General features: G+C 70.0%; 18 protein-coding genes. 8 read left to right on the forward strand and 10 right to left on the reverse strand.

Going from position 1 to position 19,816, the window contains the following annotated elements:
* Positions 1-6: 6 nt before the first annotated feature.
* On the reverse strand, positions 7-1,818 hold the full coding sequence (locus ACFFJD_RS11625) for a serine/threonine-protein kinase (RefSeq protein ID WP_382364239.1): 1,812 nt from the start codon (positions 1,816-1,818) through the stop codon (positions 7-9).
* 148 nt (positions 1,819-1,966) lie between these two features.
* Here ACFFJD_RS11625 and ACFFJD_RS11630 point away from each other — a divergent pair, with 148 nt between their 5' ends.
* From ACFFJD_RS11630 to ACFFJD_RS11645, 4 genes are all read left to right on the forward strand, one after another.
* Positions 1,967-2,962 (forward strand): phosphotriesterase family protein, encoded by a 996-nt coding sequence (locus tag ACFFJD_RS11630; RefSeq protein WP_382364241.1) that lies wholly within the window; start codon positions 1,967-1,969, stop codon positions 2,960-2,962.
* A 40-nt stretch (positions 2,963-3,002) separates the two neighbouring features.
* Positions 3,003-3,455 carry a Fur family transcriptional regulator gene (locus ACFFJD_RS11635; protein ID WP_382364243.1) on the forward strand — a complete coding sequence of 151 codons (453 nt, stop codon included), beginning with the start codon at positions 3,003-3,005 and terminating at the stop codon, positions 3,453-3,455.
* Between the two features lie 92 nt (positions 3,456-3,547).
* Positions 3,548-5,788, forward strand: coding sequence for a catalase/peroxidase HPI (katG, locus tag ACFFJD_RS11640; protein WP_382364245.1), 2,241 nt, complete (start codon positions 3,548-3,550; stop codon positions 5,786-5,788).
* A gap of 86 nt (positions 5,789-5,874) precedes the next feature.
* Entirely contained in the window at positions 5,875-6,909 is a 1,035-nt protein-coding gene (locus tag ACFFJD_RS11645; protein WP_382364247.1) for an LLM class F420-dependent oxidoreductase, read from the forward strand.
* Positions 6,910-7,261: 352 nt separating this feature from the next.
* On the opposite strand, the gene ACFFJD_RS11650 is transcribed toward ACFFJD_RS11645, so the two are convergent.
* Genes ACFFJD_RS11650 through ACFFJD_RS11665 form a run of 4 tightly spaced genes read right to left on the reverse strand, consistent with a single transcriptional unit; the run spans position 7,262 to position 9,799 of the window.
* Positions 7,262-7,537, reverse strand: coding sequence for a hypothetical protein (locus ACFFJD_RS11650; RefSeq protein ID WP_382364249.1), 276 nt, complete (start codon positions 7,535-7,537; stop codon positions 7,262-7,264).
* Positions 7,534-8,355, reverse strand: a complete 822-nt coding sequence (locus ACFFJD_RS11655) for an adenylate/guanylate cyclase domain-containing protein (protein WP_382364251.1) — start codon at positions 8,353-8,355, stop codon at positions 7,534-7,536. The genes ACFFJD_RS11650 and ACFFJD_RS11655 overlap by 4 nt, the downstream gene beginning before the upstream one ends.
* Positions 8,352-9,464: a DUF475 domain-containing protein gene (locus tag ACFFJD_RS11660; RefSeq protein WP_382364253.1), complete on the reverse strand. Its 1,113-nt coding sequence runs from the start codon at positions 9,462-9,464 to the stop codon at positions 8,352-8,354. Before ACFFJD_RS11660 ends, ACFFJD_RS11655 begins: the two co-directional genes overlap by 4 nt.
* A complete protein-coding gene (locus ACFFJD_RS11665) occupies positions 9,461-9,799 on the reverse strand; it encodes a hypothetical protein (RefSeq protein WP_382364255.1) in 339 nt (112 codons plus the stop codon). The genes ACFFJD_RS11660 and ACFFJD_RS11665 overlap by 4 nt, the downstream gene beginning before the upstream one ends.
* A 116-nt stretch (positions 9,800-9,915) precedes the next feature.
* On the opposite strand from ACFFJD_RS11665, the gene ACFFJD_RS11670 reads away from it, so the two are divergent.
* Positions 9,916-10,263, forward strand: a complete 348-nt coding sequence (locus ACFFJD_RS11670) for an RNA polymerase-binding protein RbpA (RefSeq protein ID WP_382364257.1) — start codon at positions 9,916-9,918, stop codon at positions 10,261-10,263.
* 81 nt (positions 10,264-10,344) lie between these two features.
* Here the strand turns inward: ACFFJD_RS11670 and ACFFJD_RS11675 are convergent, their stop codons facing one another.
* The 3 genes from ACFFJD_RS11675 to ACFFJD_RS11685 are packed head-to-tail and all read right to left on the reverse strand — an operon-like array spanning position 10,345 to position 14,338.
* The gene (locus ACFFJD_RS11675) at positions 10,345-11,109 is read right to left on the reverse strand and encodes a polyprenol monophosphomannose synthase (RefSeq protein WP_382364259.1); all 765 of its coding nucleotides are present in this window, start codon (positions 11,107-11,109) and stop codon (positions 10,345-10,347) included.
* Positions 11,106-12,701, reverse strand: coding sequence for an apolipoprotein N-acyltransferase (gene lnt / locus ACFFJD_RS11680; protein ID WP_382364261.1), 1,596 nt, complete (start codon positions 12,699-12,701; stop codon positions 11,106-11,108). The genes ACFFJD_RS11675 and lnt overlap by 4 nt, the downstream gene beginning before the upstream one ends.
* The gene (locus tag ACFFJD_RS11685; protein WP_382364263.1) at positions 12,698-14,338 is read right to left on the reverse strand and encodes an amidohydrolase; all 1,641 of its coding nucleotides are present in this window, start codon (positions 14,336-14,338) and stop codon (positions 12,698-12,700) included. The genes lnt and ACFFJD_RS11685 overlap by 4 nt, the downstream gene beginning before the upstream one ends.
* A gap of 159 nt (positions 14,339-14,497) precedes the next feature.
* On the opposite strand from ACFFJD_RS11685, the gene ACFFJD_RS11690 reads away from it, so the two are divergent.
* Both ACFFJD_RS11690 and ACFFJD_RS11695 read left to right on the forward strand, forming a co-directional pair.
* Complete coding sequence (locus tag ACFFJD_RS11690) at positions 14,498-15,025, forward strand: FxsA family protein (RefSeq protein WP_382364265.1); 528 nt, start codon at positions 14,498-14,500, stop codon at positions 15,023-15,025.
* Positions 15,026-15,037: 12 nt separating this feature from the next.
* Positions 15,038-15,892, forward strand: a complete 855-nt coding sequence (locus ACFFJD_RS11695; RefSeq protein ID WP_382364267.1) for a ferredoxin-like domain-containing protein — start codon at positions 15,038-15,040, stop codon at positions 15,890-15,892.
* On the opposite strand, the gene dprE2 is transcribed toward ACFFJD_RS11695, so the two are convergent.
* On the reverse strand, positions 15,857-16,606 hold the full coding sequence (dprE2, locus tag ACFFJD_RS11700; RefSeq protein ID WP_382364269.1) for a decaprenylphospho-beta-D-erythro-pentofuranosid-2-ulose 2-reductase: 750 nt from the start codon (positions 16,604-16,606) through the stop codon (positions 15,857-15,859). The genes ACFFJD_RS11695 and dprE2 overlap by 36 nt on opposite strands.
* Before the next feature lie 59 nt (positions 16,607-16,665).
* On the opposite strand from dprE2, the gene ACFFJD_RS11705 reads away from it, so the two are divergent.
* The gene (locus tag ACFFJD_RS11705) at positions 16,666-17,082 is read left to right on the forward strand and encodes a pyridoxamine 5'-phosphate oxidase family protein (protein WP_382364271.1); all 417 of its coding nucleotides are present in this window, start codon (positions 16,666-16,668) and stop codon (positions 17,080-17,082) included.
* Positions 17,083-18,671: 1,589 nt separating this feature from the next.
* Here ACFFJD_RS11705 and ACFFJD_RS11710 read toward each other — a convergent pair.
* Positions 18,672-19,805, reverse strand: a complete 1,134-nt coding sequence (locus ACFFJD_RS11710) for a M24 family metallopeptidase (protein WP_382364273.1) — start codon at positions 19,803-19,805, stop codon at positions 18,672-18,674.
* Positions 19,806-19,816: the final 11 nt, after the last annotated feature.

Raw genomic sequence — 19,816 nt, forward strand, 5'->3', positions numbered from 1 at the left:
CGCGCCCTAGTTGCCGGTCTTCACCATGGCCTCGGAGACCGCCTTGTCCACCTCGCCGCGACTCAACGGGTCGTTGTTGGCCGCATACCCGAGGGCGATGCTGCGCGGAGTGGTGTCGGCGACGAGGAGGGTGAAGTCGTCGGAGGTGATGGCGCCACGGGAGACCGGCACCTTGCCCTTGAGGATCAGCACCCGCATGTCGCTGCCCTCCGGATGATCCTCGCGCTGGTCATCGATCACCGCGGCCTTGGCGTTGGTATTGGTGTAGCCGGGCATGCTGGGCAGACACTCGACGAACTTGCGGGCGATCGCATTCAGGTCACCGGTGAAGCTGGCGGGCAGGGTGCCCACCAGCAACTGCGCCTGCCAGTTCTCCCCGGCCGGACGTGAGACCACGATTCCGTCGGAGGTCACCAGGAACGGCATCTGTCCGCCCTGGTCCGGGTTCCACCCGCGCGGCAGATCCTCGGCCGGAATGCGGATCGGGCCCGCGTCGAGATTCGGCGAGGTACTGCGCATGGTCGGCGCCCCGGCCACGCATTTTGTCGGAACACCGGAGACCACAGCCGGACCGCTCGGGGTACTGCTGCGCGGCGACGACGGGGCCGACGTCGAGCTCGTGGAGCTCTGCGCGACCTTCTTCTCGTCGTCGTCACCCCCTGTGAGCGTCAGTGCCAGGACCAGTCCCACCACCAGAATCATCGCGAGCAGCCCGACGCCCACGAGCATCGCGATCTTCCGGTTACGCGTGCCGTCGTCGGCCGGCGGCGGCGCCGCATAGCCCGCCGGATAGTCGGGTCCGCCCGGTCCGCCCCGTCCACCCGGAGATCCCAGCCCGCCGTAGGCCGGCGGCTGTCCGCCCGCGGCCGGATAGCCCGGCGCTCCGTACTGTCCGCCATAGGCGGGGGCACCGGCAGGCGGATAGATCGGGCCGGGCGCCTGCGGCGGTTGCTGTCCCCACTGCTGAGCCCCGATCCCCTGGCTCCCGATCGACTGCTGCGTGGGGGCCGACGGTCCGGTCGGCACCACCGTGGTGGGCGCGGCGGGCGGCTCGACGGGCGTCCCGGGGACAACGGTGGTCGGTTCGTTGACCGCGTCGACGATGGCTGTGCCCCCGTCACCGAGCAGTGCCGTGGCCAGTGCGGCGGCGAATTCGCCCGCCGAACCGTATCGCTCGGCGGCCGGTCGGCGCACTCGGCCGATCACCGCGTCGACCTCTTCGGGCAGTTCGGGCCGCATGGTCGTGACGCGCTGGCCGATGGACGCGCCACCGGTCAGCAGGAAGGTCGCCAGGTCGCCCAACGCCGCCTGGTCGGCGCGCTCGTCGGGGTCCTGCGGCGTCGGCACGCCGAATCCGCTCAGCCGATAGCGTCGACCGCCCGATTCTTCGACCACGATCAACTCCGAGGGCGCCACCTCGGCCCGCGTCAGGCCCTGGCGCCGCGCCTGATCGAGCGCGCCGGCCACCGCGGCGACGGCGGCGGTGGTCTCGGTGGGACTGAACGGCCCGGACTGGCGCACCAAGGTCTCGGCATTCGGCGCGGGCAGGTACTCCCGCGCGATCCACAGCCGTCCCTGTTCCTCGCCGTATCCGCGGACCGCGACGACGGCCGGATGGTCGAGCGCCGCTGCCTTCGCGGCGACGGCGAAGAACTCCTGGCGATAGGCCGGGTCGGCACCGCGCGATTCCGGGAGCAGCAGCAGGATGTCCTCCTGCGTGGCACCGGGCGCCTTCACCAGGTAGCTCTCCCCCGCTTCGCCCACCCCCAATGTGCCGACGATACGTAGTCCCGCGAAACTCTGACCGGTGCGCAGCATGGGAAAACTGTACGACACCGGGCGGCCGAAACTCCGGTAGTGATCGACCGCAGGTCGCCATTCGAGCCCGCCGGGGCCGTGTGCACCCTAATGTTGCACTCCACGGGAGTGGGGGCGTTTTCCTGACCGGAAACCAGCAAAGGGTGCGATGCAGACGATCAATACTGTGACCGGGCCCATCGATGCGGCCGCTCTTGGCACAGTTCTCGCCCACGAACACGTCTTCGTTCTCAACGAGGACTACCGCCTCAACTTTCTACCCGACTGGGACGAGGACGCCCAGGTTGCGCAGGCCGCCCAACGCCTGTCGGAGGTCAAGGCACTCGGCTTCGACACCCTGCTGGACGTGTCGGTGCCCGGTTTGGGACGCCACATCGAACGGGTGCAACGCGTCGCCGAGCAGACCGAACTGAACATCCTGGCCTGCACCGGCCTGTTCACCTACAACGACCTGCCACTGCAGTTCCACTACACCGGCCCCGGACTCGGTTTCGATGCCCCCGAACCCCTGGTGGAAGCCTTCGTCCGCGACCTGACCGACGGCATCGGACGCACCGGAGTCAAGGCCGCCGCCCTGGTGTGCGTCATCGAGGCCGAGGGCCTCACCCCGGGCGTGGAGCGCATCATGCGGGCCGTCGGACAGGCCAGCATCGCCACCGAGGCGCCGATCATCGTGCACACCAATCCACACACCCGATCCGGCCTCATCGCCCAGCGGATCCTCGGCGAAGAAGGCGTCGACCTGCGGCGCGTACTGCTGGCCCATTCCGGGGACACCGGCGACCTGGACTACCTGCGCCACCTCGCCGCGGGCGGGTCGCTGCTGGGCCTGGACCGTTTCGGCGTCGATGTCCTCCTCCCCCACGAGACTCGGATGGCGACGCTGCTCGCCTTGCTGGAGGAGGGGTACGCCGAGCAGCTGATCCTGTCCCACAGCGCCTTCTGTTACAGCGACTGGTTCGATCCGGCCAAGATGGCCGAGGTCGCGCCGAACTGGAATTACCGTCAGATCAGCGACCGGGTGCTCCCCGAACTACGTGCCCGCGGCATCACCGAGCAGACCCTGACGACCATGCTCGTCGACGTGCCCCGCCGGTTCCTGCTGGGCGGGGCCCACCCGGGACTTCCTACCCCAATCCGATGATTTCTGGACTTAGTCCAGAAAAGTAAGGCATGATGGAGTCATGTCACCGACACCCACCACCACCGAGGCGCTCACCGCAGCGATTCGCGGGGCCGGGCTGCGGCTGACTCGGCCCCGACTCGCGGTCCTGTCCGCGGTCGACGCCCAGCCGCACGCCGTCACCGACACCGTCATCGCCTCTGTCCGCGACGAACTGGGCGACGTCTCCCGCCAAGCGGTCTACGACGTCCTCCGCGCCCTCACCGACGCGGGACTGATCCGCCGGATCCAGCCGTCCGGCCATGCCGCCCGCTACGAGACCCGGATCGGCGACAACCACCACCACGTGGTGTGCCGCGACTGCGGCGACGTGCGCGACGTGGATTGCGCGGTGGGCGAGGCGCCCTGCCTGGAAGCCGTCGACACCCACGGCTTCCAGATCGACGAAGCCGAAGTCGTGTACTGGGGCCGCTGCCCCGCCTGCGCGGCGCGGGCAAACGCCGACCACCCCTGAGTTTCCGCCCCCCTGAGTTTCCGACCCCCCTGATTTTCCGAGCAGTACCCCACCAGCGACCGAAGACCTCGGCCCACCGAAAGGAACGACAAGTGTCCGACGAACAGCCACTGAAAGAAGTCGACGACAGCACCGCAACGGGCTGCCCGATGCACAACGACCTCAAGCAGCCCGCCGAGGGCGGCGGCAACCGAGACTGGTGGCCCAACCAGCTCAACCTCAAGCTGCTTTCGGAGAACCCCGCCGAGGGCGACCCGTACCCCAGCGACTTCGACTACGGCCGCGCCTTCGAGACCATCGACCTCGACGAGCTCAAGGCCGACCTGAAGACCGTGATGCACGAGTCCAAGTCGTGGTGGCCCGCCGACTACGGCAACTACGGACCGTTCTTCATCCGGATGGCCTGGCATGCCGCCGGCACCTACCGCATCAGCGACGGACGCGGCGGCGGCGGGCACGGCATGCAACGTTTCGCGCCGCTGAACAGCTGGCCGGACAATGCCGGTCTGGACAAGGCGCGTCGCCTGCTCTGGCCGCTCAAGCGCAAGTACGGCGCCAAGCTCTCCTGGGGCGACCTCATCATCTTCGCCGGCACCTACGCCATGGAGGAGATGGGCATGAACGTCTTCGGCTTCGCCGGAGGCCGCACCGAGAAGTGGGAGCCCGAGGAGGTGTACTGGGGCCCGGAGACCACCTGGCTCGGCGACAACCGGTACACCGGCGAGCGGGATCTCGACAATCCGCTGGCTGCGGTCCAGATGGGTCTGATCTACGTCAACCCCGAGGGCCCCAACGGCGATCCCGATCCGCTCAAGGCAGCCGTCGACATCCGGGAGACGTTCGCCCGGATGGCGATGAACGACGAGGAGACCGTGGCGCTGATCGCGGGCGGTCACACCTTCGGCAAGACCCACGGCAACGGCCCCGCCGATGTGCTGGGACCCGAGCCCGAGGCCGCTCCGCTGGAGCAGGTGGGACTGGGCTGGCAGAACCCCACCCGCACCGGCGTCGGCACCGACGCTGTCAGCTCCGGGCTGGAGGGTGCGTGGAACAGCACCCCCACCACCTGGGACAACAACTTCTTCTGGACCCTGTTCGGGTACGAGTGGGAGCTGGGCAAGAGCCCGGCCGGCGCCCAGCAGTGGCACCCGAAGGACAACGCCGGCGCCACCAGCGTGCCGGACGCGGGCAACCCCGAGATCCGGCATCAGCCGATGATGCTCACCACGGACCTGGCCCTGCGCTTCGACCCGATCTACGAGAAGATCTCGCGGCACTTCCTGGAGAACCCGAAGGACTTCGAAGACGCCTACGCCCGCGCATGGTTCAAGCTGACCCACCGCGACATGGGACCGGTGGCCCGCTACCGCGGCTCCCTGGTGCCCACGGAGACCCTCATCTGGCAGGACCCGGTGCCGCCGGTGGACCACAGCCTGATCGACGAGGGTGACATCAAGGGCCTCAAGAAGAAGATCCTGGCCTCCGGCCTGAGCCTGTCGCAGCTGGTCAAGGCCGCCTGGGCCTCGGCGGCGTCCTACCGCAACAGCGACAAGCGCGGCGGCGCCAACGGCGGCCGCATCCGCCTGGAGCCGCAGCGTAGCTGGGCGGTCAACGAGCCGGACGAGTTGGCCCACACCCTCGAGGTGCTGGCCGGCATCGCCGACGAGTACAACGCCTCCACCGAGGGCGTCGTCGGCCATCTGCGCCGCGGCGACAAGCACGTCTCGTTCGCCGACATCGTGGTCCTCGCCGGCGGCGTGGCCATCGAGCAGGCCGCGGCCAACGCCGGCCACGAGATCACGGTGCCGTTCACCCCCGGACGGACCGACGCCACCCAGGAGCAGACGGATGTGCCGTCGTTCGAGGCCATGGAGCCCCGCTGGGACGGATTCCGCAACTACCTGGCCGACGACGCCCAGGTGCCTGCGGAGTACCTGCTGGTGGACCGGGCTCAGCTGCTGGGCCTGACCGCTCCGCAGATGACGGCCCTCGTCGGCGGTCTGCGTGTCCTCGGCGCCAACCACGGCGGCACCGCCCTCGGCGTGCTCACCGACCGCGCCGACACCCTGTCCCAGGACTTCTTCGTCAACATCCTGGACATGGACACCAAGTGGACCCCGGCGGCCGACGGCACCTACGTCGGCACCGACCGCGACTCCGGCGAGCAGAAGTGGACCGCGAGCCGGGCGGACCTGGTCTTCGCCTCCAACTCGCAGTTGCGGGCGCTCGCCGAGGTGTACGGCCAGGACGACTCGGCGCGCAAGTTCGTCGACGACTTCGCCGCCGCCTGGGCGCAGGTGATGGACAACGACCGCTTCGAGCTGCGTCGCTGACCCCGCACTGACACCGCCGATCGGGCCCGGTTTCCCACTCCTGGGAGCCGGGCCCGATCTGGCGTGTCCGCTTGTACATTGAGTTCATGAAACTCGGTCTGCAACTTGGATACTGGGGCGCGCAGCCTCCACACAATCACGCCGAATTGGTCGATGCCGCAGAGACTTTCGGCTTCGACACGGTCTTCACCGCGGAGGCCTGGGGCTCGGACGCCTACGTGCCGCTGGCGTGGTGGGGCAGCCGCACCGAGCGCCTGCGGTTGGGCACGTCGGTGATTCAAATGTCCGCACGCACGCCCACCGCCTGCGCCATGGCGGCCCTGACCCTGGACCACCTGTCCGGCGGTCGGCACATCGTGGGCCTGGGCGTGTCCGGTCCGCAGGTGGTGGAGGGCTGGTACGGCCAGTCGTTCGCCAAGCCGTTGGCGCGGACCCGCGAATACATCGACATCATGCGCCAGGTGTGGGCGCGCCAGGCCCCGGTGACCAGTGACGGCCCGCACTACCCGCTGCCCTATGCCGGCGAGAAGGCCACCGGCCTGGGCAAGCCGCTCAAGCCGATCGTGCACCCGCTGCGCGCAGATCTGCCGGTGTTCCTCGGCGCCGAGGGTCCCAAGAACATCGCGCTCGCGGCCGAGATCGCCGACGGTTGGCTGCCGCTGTTCTACACGCCGCGGATGGCCGACACCTACAACTCCTGGCTCGACGAGGGCTTCGCCCGGCCCGGCGCCCGACACACCCGCGAGACCTTCGAGATCTGCGCCACCGCCCAGATCGTGCTCACCGACGACCCGGCGGCCGCCTACGCGGCGATCAAGCCGTTCCTGGCCCTGTACATGGGCGGCATGGGCAGCGAGGACACCAACTTCCACGCCGAGGTGTACCGCCGGATGGGCTACGCCGAGGTGGTCGACGAGGTGACGGCGCTGTTCCGCGCCGGTCGCAAGGACGAGGCCGCACAGATCATCCCGGACGCCGTGGTCGACGACTCCGCGATCGTCGGCGACGAGGCGCACGTGCGCGAACAGATCAAGGTCTGGGAGGAGGCCGGCGTGACCACCATGCTGGTGACACCCGGCTCCGTCCAGGAGATCCAGCAACTGGCGAAATTGGTCGAATAGCACCGTTCTCGCAGGTCAACCCGCTCCGCAAAGGTGAACACAAAGTAAACACGCGGGCAACGCAGCTTGACTTCAGCTGTACGGTTGGTTACAAATGAGTGGACGGTAACCGATCAAAGGAGGAGGACAACATGCCACATCGCACCAGTCCCGATCTCACGTCACGAGTTCGCGGCCAGATGCGCCGCCTGAACGCACGATGGAATCTGAGCTCGGCTCAACGGTTGAACCTGCAAGTCGCCCACACGCCCGTTGCCGTACTCGGCGGCAGCCAGCGCCGCGGCTGACTGACCTCAGACACCGATGACCCCCGACCGCAACCGGTCGGGGGTCATCGTCGTTTCGGGCCGCGTCAGCAGCGATACGAGCGCGTCAGGTGCCACGCCCCGCACGAGCATTCGTAGCTGCGCAGCGACGGAGACGCACGCGAGGAGGCCGAGATCGCCAGGATCGCCCCGGTGACCGCGGCCAGGGTCGGGTAGGCGATCTTCTCCGGTGTCGGGCAGGCGGGCGCGGTGTAGGTGACGGCCTTGGGCCGACGGCGCCGCGGCCGTTCGCGCGCGGCGGTGCGCCCCTCGATCAGCGCGTAGTAGGCCTCGAGTTCCTGGTCGTCGAAGCTCGACGTCATTGACCCGCGAACCCGCCGTCGTCGTAGCGGGGCACCACCCGATAGACCTTCAGTTCCTTCGGGACCCCCTTGGCGCGGAACCGGCGGCGGCGAATCGAGTAGCCGTCGGTGCCCGCCAGTTCCAGCGTGGGCGCGCTGGCGAAGACCTCCCCGGGGCCGGCCGCCGCGCAGACGCGGGCCGCGATGTTGACGTCCACGCCCAGGTAGTCGTCGCCCACCGCGCGCGGTGCACCGGTGTGCACGCCCGCGCGCAGCGCCGGGCGATAGTCGTCGAGCACGATGGCGCTGACCGCGCTGGTGACCTCGTGGGCGGCCTCGATGGCGTGCCGACCGTCCGCGAACACGGCCATCATGCCGTCCCCGAGGGTCTTGACCACGTGCCCGCCCCGATCGGTGATGACCCGCTCGGACACCACGTTCACGTCACTGAGCAGTTCGAGCACCTGATCGTCGCCCACCCGCAGGGCCCAGCGCGAGAAGTCGACGAGGTCGGTGAACAGGATGGTCACCGCGATCGGCGCGGTGGAGTCCGGACGGTGGCGTCGGCTCATCGCCTGCCACACCTGTACCGACGCCAAGCCCAGTTCGCGCACCGCGCTCGGCCGTTCGGCGTTGACGTCCTCGATCGCCCGCGCCAACCGGTCCAGGGTGGTCGAGGCGCCCCCGACGGCCCGCTCCGGCGGTGCCAGGCGCCGCGCGAACTGTGCCGCCCGCACCAAGGGTGCGCTCGCGTCGGTCCAGGCCAGCAGTCCCCCGGCGCGCTGCAGCGGCGACGGCTCGGGCCCGAGCTCGTCGTCGCCGTGCGGGGTGGGGTTCACCTCGCCGAGTCTAGTGCCTGCTCGGCGCGACGCTCGGCGCGATTGGCCCGCACACTGGAGATCAGCGCCGCCCCGATGAACCCGATTCCCACCAGGCCCGACACCACTTCGCTGACCTCGACGGCGAGACTGACCAGCAGGATCGCCGCCAGCGCGCCGATCGCCCAGTGTGCGCCGTTCTCCAGGTAGCGATACTGCGCCAGGGTGCCGGCCCGGACCAGATAGACCGTCATCGAGCGCACGAACATCGCACCGATGAAGCCCAGGCCGAGAGCGATCAGGATCGGGTCGGAGGTGATCGCAAAAGCGCCGACCACGCCGTCGAACGAGAACGAGGCGTCGAGCATCTCCAGGTAGAGGAACAGCATGAACGCGGCCTTGCCGACCACCACCACCGGCTTCGAGCGCCCACCCTGGCCGGCTGCCGCCTGCTCGGTCGCTTCGGCGACCTCGTGTCCCACTTCGGTCGTGTCGAACAGCGACGTCAGCCCGGAGATCGTCAGGTAGCCGATCATGCCGATGAGGCCGGCGGTCAGGACCGTGGCGCGTTGATCGTCGTCGACCACCATCGAGGCCACGAGCAGGATCGCGAGGGCGATGATCACCGCCGCATACTTGATGCGCCCCAGGGCGGCCAGCCGCCGCTCCACGAAGCGTCCCCAGAACTCGCGGTCGGCGTCGAAGGCGTAGTCCAGGAAGATCAGCAGCAGGAACATGCCGCCCAACGCCGCGATCTGCGGATGGGCCTCCAGCATGATGGTCTCGTAGCTCGGATTGGCCGGGGTCTCCGGATCCGGCGGGTTCAAGGCCAGGTCGAGGGCCTGCCCCGGATTCAGACCGGCCGTGGCCCACACGATGGCCAGCGGGAACAGGATGCGCATGCCGAAGACGGCGATCAGCACACCGATGGTCAGGAAGATCTTCTGCCAGAACGCGCTCATCCGTTCCAAGACGGTCGCGTTCATCACCGCGTTGTCGAAGGACAGCGAGATCTCCAGGATCGCCAGGATCGTGCAGATGAACAGCCCGTTCCATCCCCCGTAGAGGAAGGCCACCACGAGGGACACGACGGTGATCGCCACCGACAGCCCGAAGACACGCACGATCATCGCAGACGCTCGGCTTCCTTCGCCTGAACCACCAGGTCCCGCGACAACTCGATCAATTCCGCCCGGTCGGCGCCCTCGGCCAGCGCCGTATCGAGGTCCTCCACCGCGCAGCGCAGTGCGAACAGCCGGTCGCCGAGGGACGTCAGTTCCTCCGGCGACAGAATCAGGGCGTCGGCGGGAATAGCCGTACCCTCGGTGAGCGTTCTCTGTTCATAGGCGCGTTGCCGGCACGACCGCTTGCAGTATTTCCGACGGCGGCCTCGTTCGGACTCCACGATGTCGCGGCCGCACCAGGCGCAGGCGTTGTGCTCCGGGCGAGTCGACGATTCTGGCACGTTCGTCAGGCTACCGTGCGAGCACGATGCCGACCGACGCGCCGCCCGGGTGCCCCGCACCCGGGCGACGCGTAAGATGGTCACGTTGACCGTTAATTTGTGAGGAGCAGAGTTACATGGCTGATCGAGTACTCCGCGGGAGCCGGCTCGGCGCGGTGAGCTACGAGACCGACCGCGACCACGACCTCGCACCCCGCCGAATCGTGCAGTACCGCACCGACAACGGCGAGATCTTCGACATTCCGTTCGCCGACGACGCGGAGGTCCCGTCGAAGTGGCCGTGCAAGAATGGCATGGAAGGCACCATCCTCGAGGGCGCGGAGCCGGAGGAGAAGAAGGGCAAGCCGCCACGCACCCACTGGGACATGCTCCTGGAGCGTCGTTCCGAGGATGAGCTGGAGGTTCTGCTCACCGAACGCCTGGATCTGCTGCGTAGCCGCCGTCGCGGCGGCGGCGCCGTCTGAGCGGTCCCAAGGACGCTGAGCTACCAAGACGCGTACGACGAAGGCCCCCACCCGCACGGGTGGGGGCCTTCGTCGTAGACATCAGGACCGGAAGCGGGCGGTGCGTCCCTGCCAGCCCCAGCGGGCCACGCTCAGGAACGACTCCATGATCACGCCGCCGTCCATCTTGGACTCGCCGATCTCCCGCTCGGTGAAGGTGATCGGGACCTCGCGGACGGTGAAGCCGTGCTGCAGGGTGCGCCAGGCCAGGTCGATCTGGAAGCAGTAGCCGGCCGAGTCGACCTCATCGAGCCCGATGGCGCGCAGCACCGGGGCGCGGTAGGCGCGGAACCCGGCGGTGATGTCCTTGATGCTCGAACCCAGGGCCAGGCGCGCGTAGGTGTTGGCGCCCTTCGACAGCACCTCGCGGCGCTTGGGCCAGTTCACCAGTTCGCCGCCCGGGACGTAGCGCGAGCCGATCACCAGGTCGGCCCCGTCGTTGATCTTCGCCAGCAGACGGTGCAGCTGTTCCGGCGCGTGGCTGCCGTCGGCATCCATCTCGATGATCACCGGGTAGTCGCGCTCCAGGCCCCAGGCGAACCCGGCGAGGTAGGCCTTGCCCAGTCCGTCCTTCACGGTGCGGTGCATCACGTGGATGCGGCCCGCCGCGTCGGCGGCGGCCATCTCCTCGGCCACCTCACCGGTGCCGTCGGGGCTCGAATCGTCGACCACCAGGACGTGGATGTCGCTCAACGCGGTCAGCAGCCGTTCGACGATGCGTGGCAGGTTGTCCCGCTCGTTGAAGGTGGGGATGACCACCAGTCCGCCGGCGCCCTGCGGCCCGACGACCTGTTCACTACCCGTCATGGTGTCCCCTCGTCTACTTGATTCACTGTCACTGCCGACCTTGCGCCGAACGCATCGAACCTAGTCTGTCGGAACAGTGCGTACAAAAACCCGCCCAGCGCGCACAGTACCGTCAGCCACTGCGGCCACGGCCCCAGCCGCACGGCGAGCGTCTGTCCGGAGCGTAACGGCAAGTCCGCTTCCAGCAGCGCCGGGGTGAAGATCTCGCTGTCGACGAGGACCCGTCCGTTCGGCGCGATCAGGGCGCTGACGCCGCTCGTGGCGGCCACCGCCACCGACCGATCGGTCTCCACCGCGCGTACCTGCGACATGGCCAACTGCTGGTAGGTCATGTCGGTGTGGCCGAAGGTGGCGTTGTTGGTGGGCACGAACAGCAGCTGCGCCCCGTCGCGCACCGCCTGCTGCGGCGAACGATCGAAGGCCACCTCCCAGCAGGTGGATACGCCGAGCACGAGCGCACTGTCGGCGGTCTGGACCGGCACCACGGCGCTGCCGGTGCCCGGGCGGAAGTCGCCGGCGCGCTCGGCGTACGACGAGAACTTCGCGAAGAAGTCGCGCCACGGCAGGTATTCGCCGAACGGCTGGATGATGTGCTTGTCGTAACGGGCCGACGGGCCGGATGCGGCCAACCCGTTCGCGGTCTCCCACACCAGCACCGTGTTGGTGGGCCGTCCGTCGGGACCGAAGAGCAGGGTGCCGAACACGATCGGCACCCCGGTGGCGCTGACCGCGCTGCCGATCAGCCGTGCGGCATCCGGATTGTCCAGCGGCGAGATGTCCGAGGCGTTCTCCGGCCACAGGATCACGTCGGGCTTCTCCCGCCGACCGGCGGCGATGTCGTCGGCCAGGCGCAGCGTCTCGCGGTAGTGGTTGTCCAGCACCGCGCGTCGTTGCGCGTTGAAATCCAGACCCAGGCGCGGCACATTGCCCTGCACCGCCACCACCCGAACGGTCTCGCCGTCGCCGGGCGACGGCGCCGTGGCCAGCGCGATCGCCGACAGCACCAGCGGCGCGGCCACGCAGATCGCCGCCCAGGCCGCGGTCATCGCCCGCGGTCCGCGGTGCACCAGCGCGATCACGAGAGCGGCGGCCCCGGCACCGGTGAGGGCCAGCACAAAGGACAGGCCCGGCACGCCGAGCCAGCGCGCGACCGGCAGGAACAGGCCCTCGGTCTGGCTGAATGCCGCTGCGCCCCACGGGAATCCGCCGAACGGGAAGGACGAGCGCAACCACTCGACGGCCACCCAGCCCGCCGCGAACCACAGTGGCGCACCGGGCAACCGCAGGGTGATGGTCGCCATCGCACCGAACAGCGCCAGATACAACGCCATCACCACCGAGAGCGCCACCCACGGCACGGCTCCGACGAACTCGCCCACCCACGGGAGCAGCGGCAGGAAGAAAGCCAGCCCGAACACCCCGCCGCAGGCCGCGCCGAGCACCACGCGCGGGCGCCCCACGGCCAGGCAGGCGTACAGCAGCCCCAGCGCCACCGGCGTGAGAAGCCACAGCCCGGACGGCGGGAACGCCGCATACAGCAGTCCGCCGCCGACCGCCGCGCCGACCACCCGCAGCAGGGTGTCGCGGGTCAACGCTCGTCTCGTGCGTAGATCACTTCACCGGCGACGGCGGTCATCACACACTGCGGCAGCCGGGTCCCCGGCGCCACATCGGGCAGCGCGGGCACGCGGGAACGCGGATCGGTGGACCAGCGTTGCACGCCCTCGGTGGCCGCGGCCACCACGAGTTCATCGATCTCCCACACCGCATAGTGGGCGGGCGCACCGGGCACCAGGGTGCCGCTGAGACCGTCGTTGACTCCGCCGGCTCGCCAGCCGCCGCGGGTCGCCGCGGCGAACGCGGCCCGCGGCGAGATGGCGTTGGCGGCGTTGTGCGGGTGCGCGGCGGCGCGCACGGTGGACCAGGGGTCGATCGGACAGACCGGCGCATCGCTGGAGAAGGCCAGCGTCACACCGGCTTTCGCGAGCGCGGCGAAGTTGTTCAAGGTCGCCGCTCGATCGCCGAGCCGCTGCTCGTAGAGCTGACCGGGGCCGCCCCAGGCGGCGTCGAACAGCGGCTGCATGCTGGCCACCGCGCCGCAGCGGCCGAACAGTTCCGCCTGCTCGGCGGTCACCATCTCCGCATGCTCGAGCCGGTGCACGCAGTCCGCCAACGCCGGGGTACCCAGGTCGTCGGCGATCTCGGCCATCGCCGTCGCCACCATCGCGGCGGCGCGGTCGCCGATCACGTGGAAGCCGGCCTGAATCCCGGCCTCGGTGGTGGCCCGCAGGTGCGCCCGCACCTGATCGAGACTCAGATACGCCACGCCGCGGGTGTCGGGAGCATCGGTGTACGGCTCCACCAGCAGCGCGGTCTGCGAGCCGAGCGCACCGTCGACGAACAGGTCGCCGCCGATGGCGTGGGCGCCGGTCTCGGCGATCACCGCGCGCGCCTCGTCGGCCGTGGTCACCGCCTGGCCCCAGTAGCGGCGCACCAGGACGCCGTGCTCCAGGTCGGCCAGCGAGCGGAAGTCGTCGATCCCGCTGATGTCCGGGCCGCCGTTCTCGTGGACGGCGACGATGCCGTGGGCCGCGGCGTGATCGAGCGCCCGGAGCTGCGCCCGCCGCCGCTCCTCGGGGGTGATCAGCGCGCGTGCGACACCGCGCACCCGATGGTGCGCCTCGGCCACCAGCGGTGCCTGCGGGTCGTAGCCGTTCTCGTCGGACAGGCCCGGGACGCGTTCGCGCAGCGCCGAGGACGCCGCCGCGGAGTGTTCGTCGATGCGTGCCAGGTACACCGCGCGCGGACCGACGACCGCGTCGAGGTCGGCGGTGGTCGGTGCCTCGTCCTCACCCGGACCGGCGTCCACCCACGCCGACGCGTCCCAGCCCATCCCCCAGATCACGCCGTCGCCGGTCGGATCGTCCTCGGCGTGCGCCGCGAGATAGGTGGCCAGCTCGCGCAGGCACTCGGTCCGGCTCCGCACCGCCGACAGGTCCAGCCCGCCCAGGGCCAGTCCGGTGTCGGTCAAGTGCACGTGCGAGTCGACGAAGCCGGGGCTGACGAACCTGCCCCGCAGGTCGATCACCTCCGCGTCGGGGTGCAGCGCACGGCCGACGTCGTCGCTGCCCACCCACACGACGATGCCGTCGGTGATGGCGAGCGCGGTCGCGTCGGGAACCGCGGGAGAGGAATAGACGATGCCGCCGAGCAGGAGCTGCGTAGTCACCCGGCCATTGTCGCAGAACGGGCCGGGTGGGCCGCCTCACCCTTCCCCGGAGGCGATTTCCTCGTTTCGGGAGCAAATCGGGGTGCTCGTTCGTTGAACCGGTAAGAACCCATGACACGCGCCGCGGAAGACCTCACGTCGGCGTGGGAAGGTTGGAACATGAAGCCCTGGATCTTCCTCGGATACCTCGCGGTGGAGATCGCCGCCCTGTGGGCGATGGTGCACTTCCTCGGCTGGGGCTGGGCCATCGTCATCACCGTGGCTGCCTCGGCCGTCGGTGTCGCCGTGCTCGGACGACGTTTCCGCGAGATCTTCACCGCGGCGCGGCAGTCCCGCACCGATCAGGCCTCGGTGGGCGGTGCGCTCACCGACTCGGCGCTGTTCGCCGGTGCCGCGGCGCTGACGATCGTGCCCGGCGTGGTCTCCACCCTGCTCGGCCTGATCCTGCTCGCCGGACCGGTCCGACGCCGCCTGCGTCCGGTGGTCACCGCGGCCGCCACGCGGCGCGCCACCCTGTTGGCCGAACGAGTCACCATCGTCGGCATGACCGGCAGCCGCGGCTACGTCGACGGTGAGGTGGTCGACGACGGGCGCGCCGAGGGCGTGGTGGTCGACACCACGATCCGCAATCCGGACGGCACCATCTACGTCGACGTCCCGCCGCTGCCCCCGGCCGCACAGCGCTGACCCGGGCCGGCGATGAGTGACCGGGTCCTCGCCCCGCTGCATGTACCGCTGCCGGGCGGTCGGATCACCGCCGAGCAGCTCGCGGCGTTGGCGGAGGCCGTCGACGCCCTGGGCGACGGACACATCGAACACGCCGGTCGCGGCGGCCTGCGCGTACCGGGGGTCGACGCCGGTCGATGCGCCGAGTTCGCCGCCCGCCTCGCCGCTACCGGTCTGGGCACCCACGGCGACGGCCGGCCGGTGCCGCCGGTGGTGGTCTCGCCGCTGGCCGGTCGGATCGGCGGCTCGCAGACACTGTGGTCGATCGCCGACCAGCTCGACGCGGCCCTGACCGACGCCGCGGCGGTCTCGGAGCTCTCCGATCGGTGCTGGTTCGGCCTCGACGACGGCCGCGGCGATGTGCTGGCCCACTCCCCCGACGTGGCGGCCGTCTGGACCGGGAGCTCCGCGGCCGAACTGGTGCTCGGCGGCCGTCGGACCGCGCAGATCATCGTTCTCGAGCACCTCGCCGAGGCGTTGCTCGCAGCGGCCCGCGACGTGCAGCGCCACGCCGAACCACCCGCACCGCAGACACGGCCGGCGCCCCGCGTCGGCTGGTTCGATCAGGACGACGGCCGGGTGTTGCTGGGCGCGGTCACGGCGAACGGCCGGATGACCGCGCGCCAGGCGCAGTTCGCCGCCGCCATCGGTGCGCCGCTCATCGTCACCGCCGACCGAGAACTGCTGATCGCCGATCTCACCGAGGGCGTCGCCGAGACGGTGGTGCGGGTGCTGGCGCCGCTGGGCTTCAGCTTCGACGCGAACTCCCCGTGGGCGCGCCCCGACGAGCCCTCAGCGCGGCAGCCGGCGCCAGACGGCGCGCGGTAGCAGGCGCATGCCGAAGAACACCGGGCGCAGCCGTCCGGGGATCCACACCTCGCCGCGGCCCTTCCGGTAGGCGCGCGCCACCGCGTCGGCCACCTGATCGGCCGTCACCGACATCGGCGCCGGCGTGGTGCCGGCGGCCATCAGTTCGCGAGTCATGTTGCCGATCACGAATCCCGGGCGCGCCAGCAGCAGCCGCACCCCGGTGCCGTGCAGGGCGTCGGCCAGGCCGCTCGCGAAGCCGTCCAGACCGGCCTTGGTGGAGCCGTAGACGTAGTTGGCGCGGCGCACCCGAACACCGGCCACGGAGGAGAAGACGATGATCGTCCCGCTGCCCTGCGCGCGTAAAGCGTTGGCCAGCAACGTGATCACGCTGATCTGCGCGTAGTAGTCGGTGTGCGCGATCGCCAGTGCGTGCTCCACATCGGTTTCGGCGCGGGCCGCGTCGCCGAGGATGCCGAACGCGACGACGGCGAGGTCGATCGGCCCGTAGTCGGCGACGAGGGCGGCGACCAGCGGTCCGTGTGCGGTCACGTCGTCGGCGTCGAACTCGACGGCCACCACCTCGGTGGCACCGGCCGCGATCAACGCGGCCGTCTCGTCGGCGAGATCGCCGGATCGTCGCGCGGCCAGCACCACCCGGTGGCCCGCGGCCAACCGCACCGCGGTGGCCACCCCGATCTCGCTGCGCCCGCCGAAGACCACGATCGTTCCCATTCGGGCAGTATCGCACCGGCCACCGGTGCCTGTCCGGCGGGCCTCTACAGTCTTGGATCATGGCGCGCACCGTCGACGAACTCAGCCCCCAAGCCCTCGAACTGCTCGGTGAGTATCACCTGGCCACCCTGTCCAGCCTCCGGGCCGACGGCACACCGCACGTGGTGGCGGTGGGCTTCACCTTCGACGCCGAGACCGGCACCGCCCGCGTCATCACCTTCGACGGCAGTCAGAAGGTCCGCAACATCGAACGCGGCCGCTACGCCGCCCTCACCCACGTGGTGGGTCCCCGCTGGCTGACCCTGGAGGGCCCGGCCCGGATCCGTCGCGAGCCCGAACAGGTGCGCGACGCCGAGCGCCGCTACGGCGACCGCTATCGCCAGCCGAAGCCGAACCCGCAGCGTGTGGTCATCGAGGTGGACGTCACCCGCGCCATGGGGTCGGCCGACATGTTCGACGCGGCCGTCGAGCGCTGATTCAGCTGCGCTGCAGCACCCGGTTCTTGTCGGAGGTGGGGTCTACTATCGGCATAGAACACCAGAACGAGATGAAGGTTTATTGACTCACTTGGGGAGGTGAGTGGCCATGGCACAGCGAACCGCTTCGAAGTGGCCCGACGCCGACCTGACCGCCTGCGGACTCCCCACCCCCGGCACCGACCTCGCCGGCCTGCCGACTTCACGTGTCATCGGCGCGATCACCGCGACCAAGAACGGACAGTGCTTCCTGGATTGGCAGTTGTTCCAGTACGCGCTGTCGCTGCACTCCCGAGTCTGCGCCTCGTCGAGCGACCTCGTCGCGACCCAGAAGTCGCTGATCGACGCCGAAGCCCAGACGACGCTGGAACTGCAGATGAGTCTGGAGAGCACCGAGTACGCCGCCGAAGCACTCCTCGCCGACGCACTCGACGCCCGAGACCGACTACCGCGCGTCTACGCGACCATGCGCCTGGGTCTGATCGACCGCGATCGCTTCCATCGGATCGCCGGCCAAGACCGGCGCGCTCGCCCGCCGCCTCGTCGCCGAGAACGACCCCGACGCCGCGCGCCGCGAACGCGAGAACGCCAAAGACGGCCGCAGCCTCGGCCACCAGAGCCTCGCAGCCGGCATGGCGCAACTGTTCCTCACCGCCACCGCCGAAGACGTGCGTCTCGCGCGGCAGATGCTCGACGCCGTCATCGCCGGCCGCTGCCCCGCAGACCCGCGCACCAAGACTCAAGCCCGCTCCGACGCCGCGATCGCGCTCCTGCAGCGCAAGCCGTTCACGTGCGAATGCGACAGCGACGGCTGCACCGCGGCAATCAGCGACGTCGAACTCGACGCGCGCGCTGCCCGCATCGTCGTGCACGTCCTGTGCGACGCCACCACGCTGGAGGGCAGCGACAAGTGCGGCTACCTCGACGGGCACGGTCCGATCTCGGCAGAACACGTCCGCGAGATCGCCGCCCGCGGTGACGCCGTGATCCACCAGCACCGCCTTGACGACTTGCTGGAACCCAGTTCCACGGCCGGACACGACTCTGCTGAGCGTCCCGACGAGGCGGCGCTGCATCGACGAGCACCCCGCTCCGACACCCCGGACGAGCGCCGGGGCGATGGCTCACGGCCCGAGACCGAAAACGGCGGTGAACCGGCCGCGGTGATCGCCAAGACCTCGCTGCCGAGCGATCCGTACCGTCCGAATCTGCTCACCGACCTGATCGCCCGCTTCCTGTGGGGCACCTGCTCCATCCCCGGCTGCGAACGCGCGGCCTTCGCCTGCGATCTGGACCATGTGGCCGAGTACGACAACGTCCGACCCGACCTCGGCGGGCCCACTTGCGTTTGCAATCTGCTCCCCAAGTGCCGCTACCACCACCTGGTGAAAACAAATCTGGAAGGCTTCGTCGACGACCTCTGGATCGACTCCAGCGGGCGCTATCACTCGAGCGTCACCACCCCGAGCCCGCACCCGCACCGCGGCCAAGCACGCCCGGCGTCGCGCCGAACGCAAGGCCAACCACGACCGTCGCCTCGCCGAGCAACCTCGGCCGACCCCGGGCGCGGAGGCCGCCGAGCCGCCGTTCTAGCGTCCGGCGAGCACCGTCAGCCCGTGCGGCCGCGAGTTCACCGGTTCCGCGCCGTCGTCGGTGAGGATCACGATGTCCTCGATTCGCGCACCCCATCGCCCCGGGAGGTACACCCCCGGTTCCACCGAGAAGGCCATACCGGCGCGCAGCACATCGGTGTTGCCGGCGACGATGTACGGCTCCTCGTGCACCGACAGGCCGATGCCGTGGCCGGTGCGGTGGATGAAGTAGTCGGCCAGACCCGCCTCCGCCAGCACCGCGCGCCCCGCCGCGTCCACGCTCTCCGCGGTCACCCCCGGCCGTGCGGCCGCCACCGACGCCGCCTGCGCCCGCTCCAACACCGCGTAGGCCTCCGCGATCTCCGGTGCCGGCTCCGCGAAGCAGTAGGTCCGCGTGCAGTCGGAGTTGTATCCCACGCCCACCGGGCCGCCGATGTCGATCACCACGATGTCCTCCTGCAGAATCACGCGGTTGGACTGCTCGTGGTGCGGGTCGGCGCCGTTGGGGCCGGATCCGACGATGACGAATGCAGCCTCGGTGTGCCCTTCGGCCAGGATCGCGGCGGTGATGTCGGCGGCGACGGCCGCTTCGGTGCGCCCGGGCCGCAGCCACTCGCCCATCCGTGCGTGCACCCGGTCGATGGCCGCCCCGGCCGCACGCAGCGCCGCCAACTCGGCCTCGTCCTTGATCATGCGAAGCTCGCGCAGGACATCGGTGGCCAGACCGACCGGCGGACTCACCCGTTCGGCGAAGGGAATCAGGTGCAGGGCGGGCAGCGCATCGGAGACGGCCAGCCGGGCTTGCGGACCGAGACCGGTCAGCGCCAGCGCGTAGGGATCGTCGCCGTCCACCCAGTCCCGGATCTCGATGCCCAGTTCGGGCACCGCCGAATCGCGGAGCGAGGCCAGCTCCAGGCGCGCGGTCACCAGGTACGGTGCCCCGTCGGCCGGAATGAGCAGCGCGGTGAGCCGCTCGAAGGTGTCCGCCCGGACCCCGGTCAGATATCGCAGATCCGGGCCGGTGCCGACCACCAGCGCGTCGAGTCCGGCCGCGGCGGTCAATTGCGTCGCGCGGGCCAGCCGCGCGGCGTAGACGGAGGTATCGAATCGAGCGGGTGCACCATGAGCCATGCCCGCCAGCC

It is taken from the genome of Gordonia phosphorivorans, from assembly GCF_042432625.1.
Lineage (GTDB): Bacteria > Actinomycetota > Actinomycetes > Mycobacteriales > Mycobacteriaceae > Gordonia > Gordonia phosphorivorans.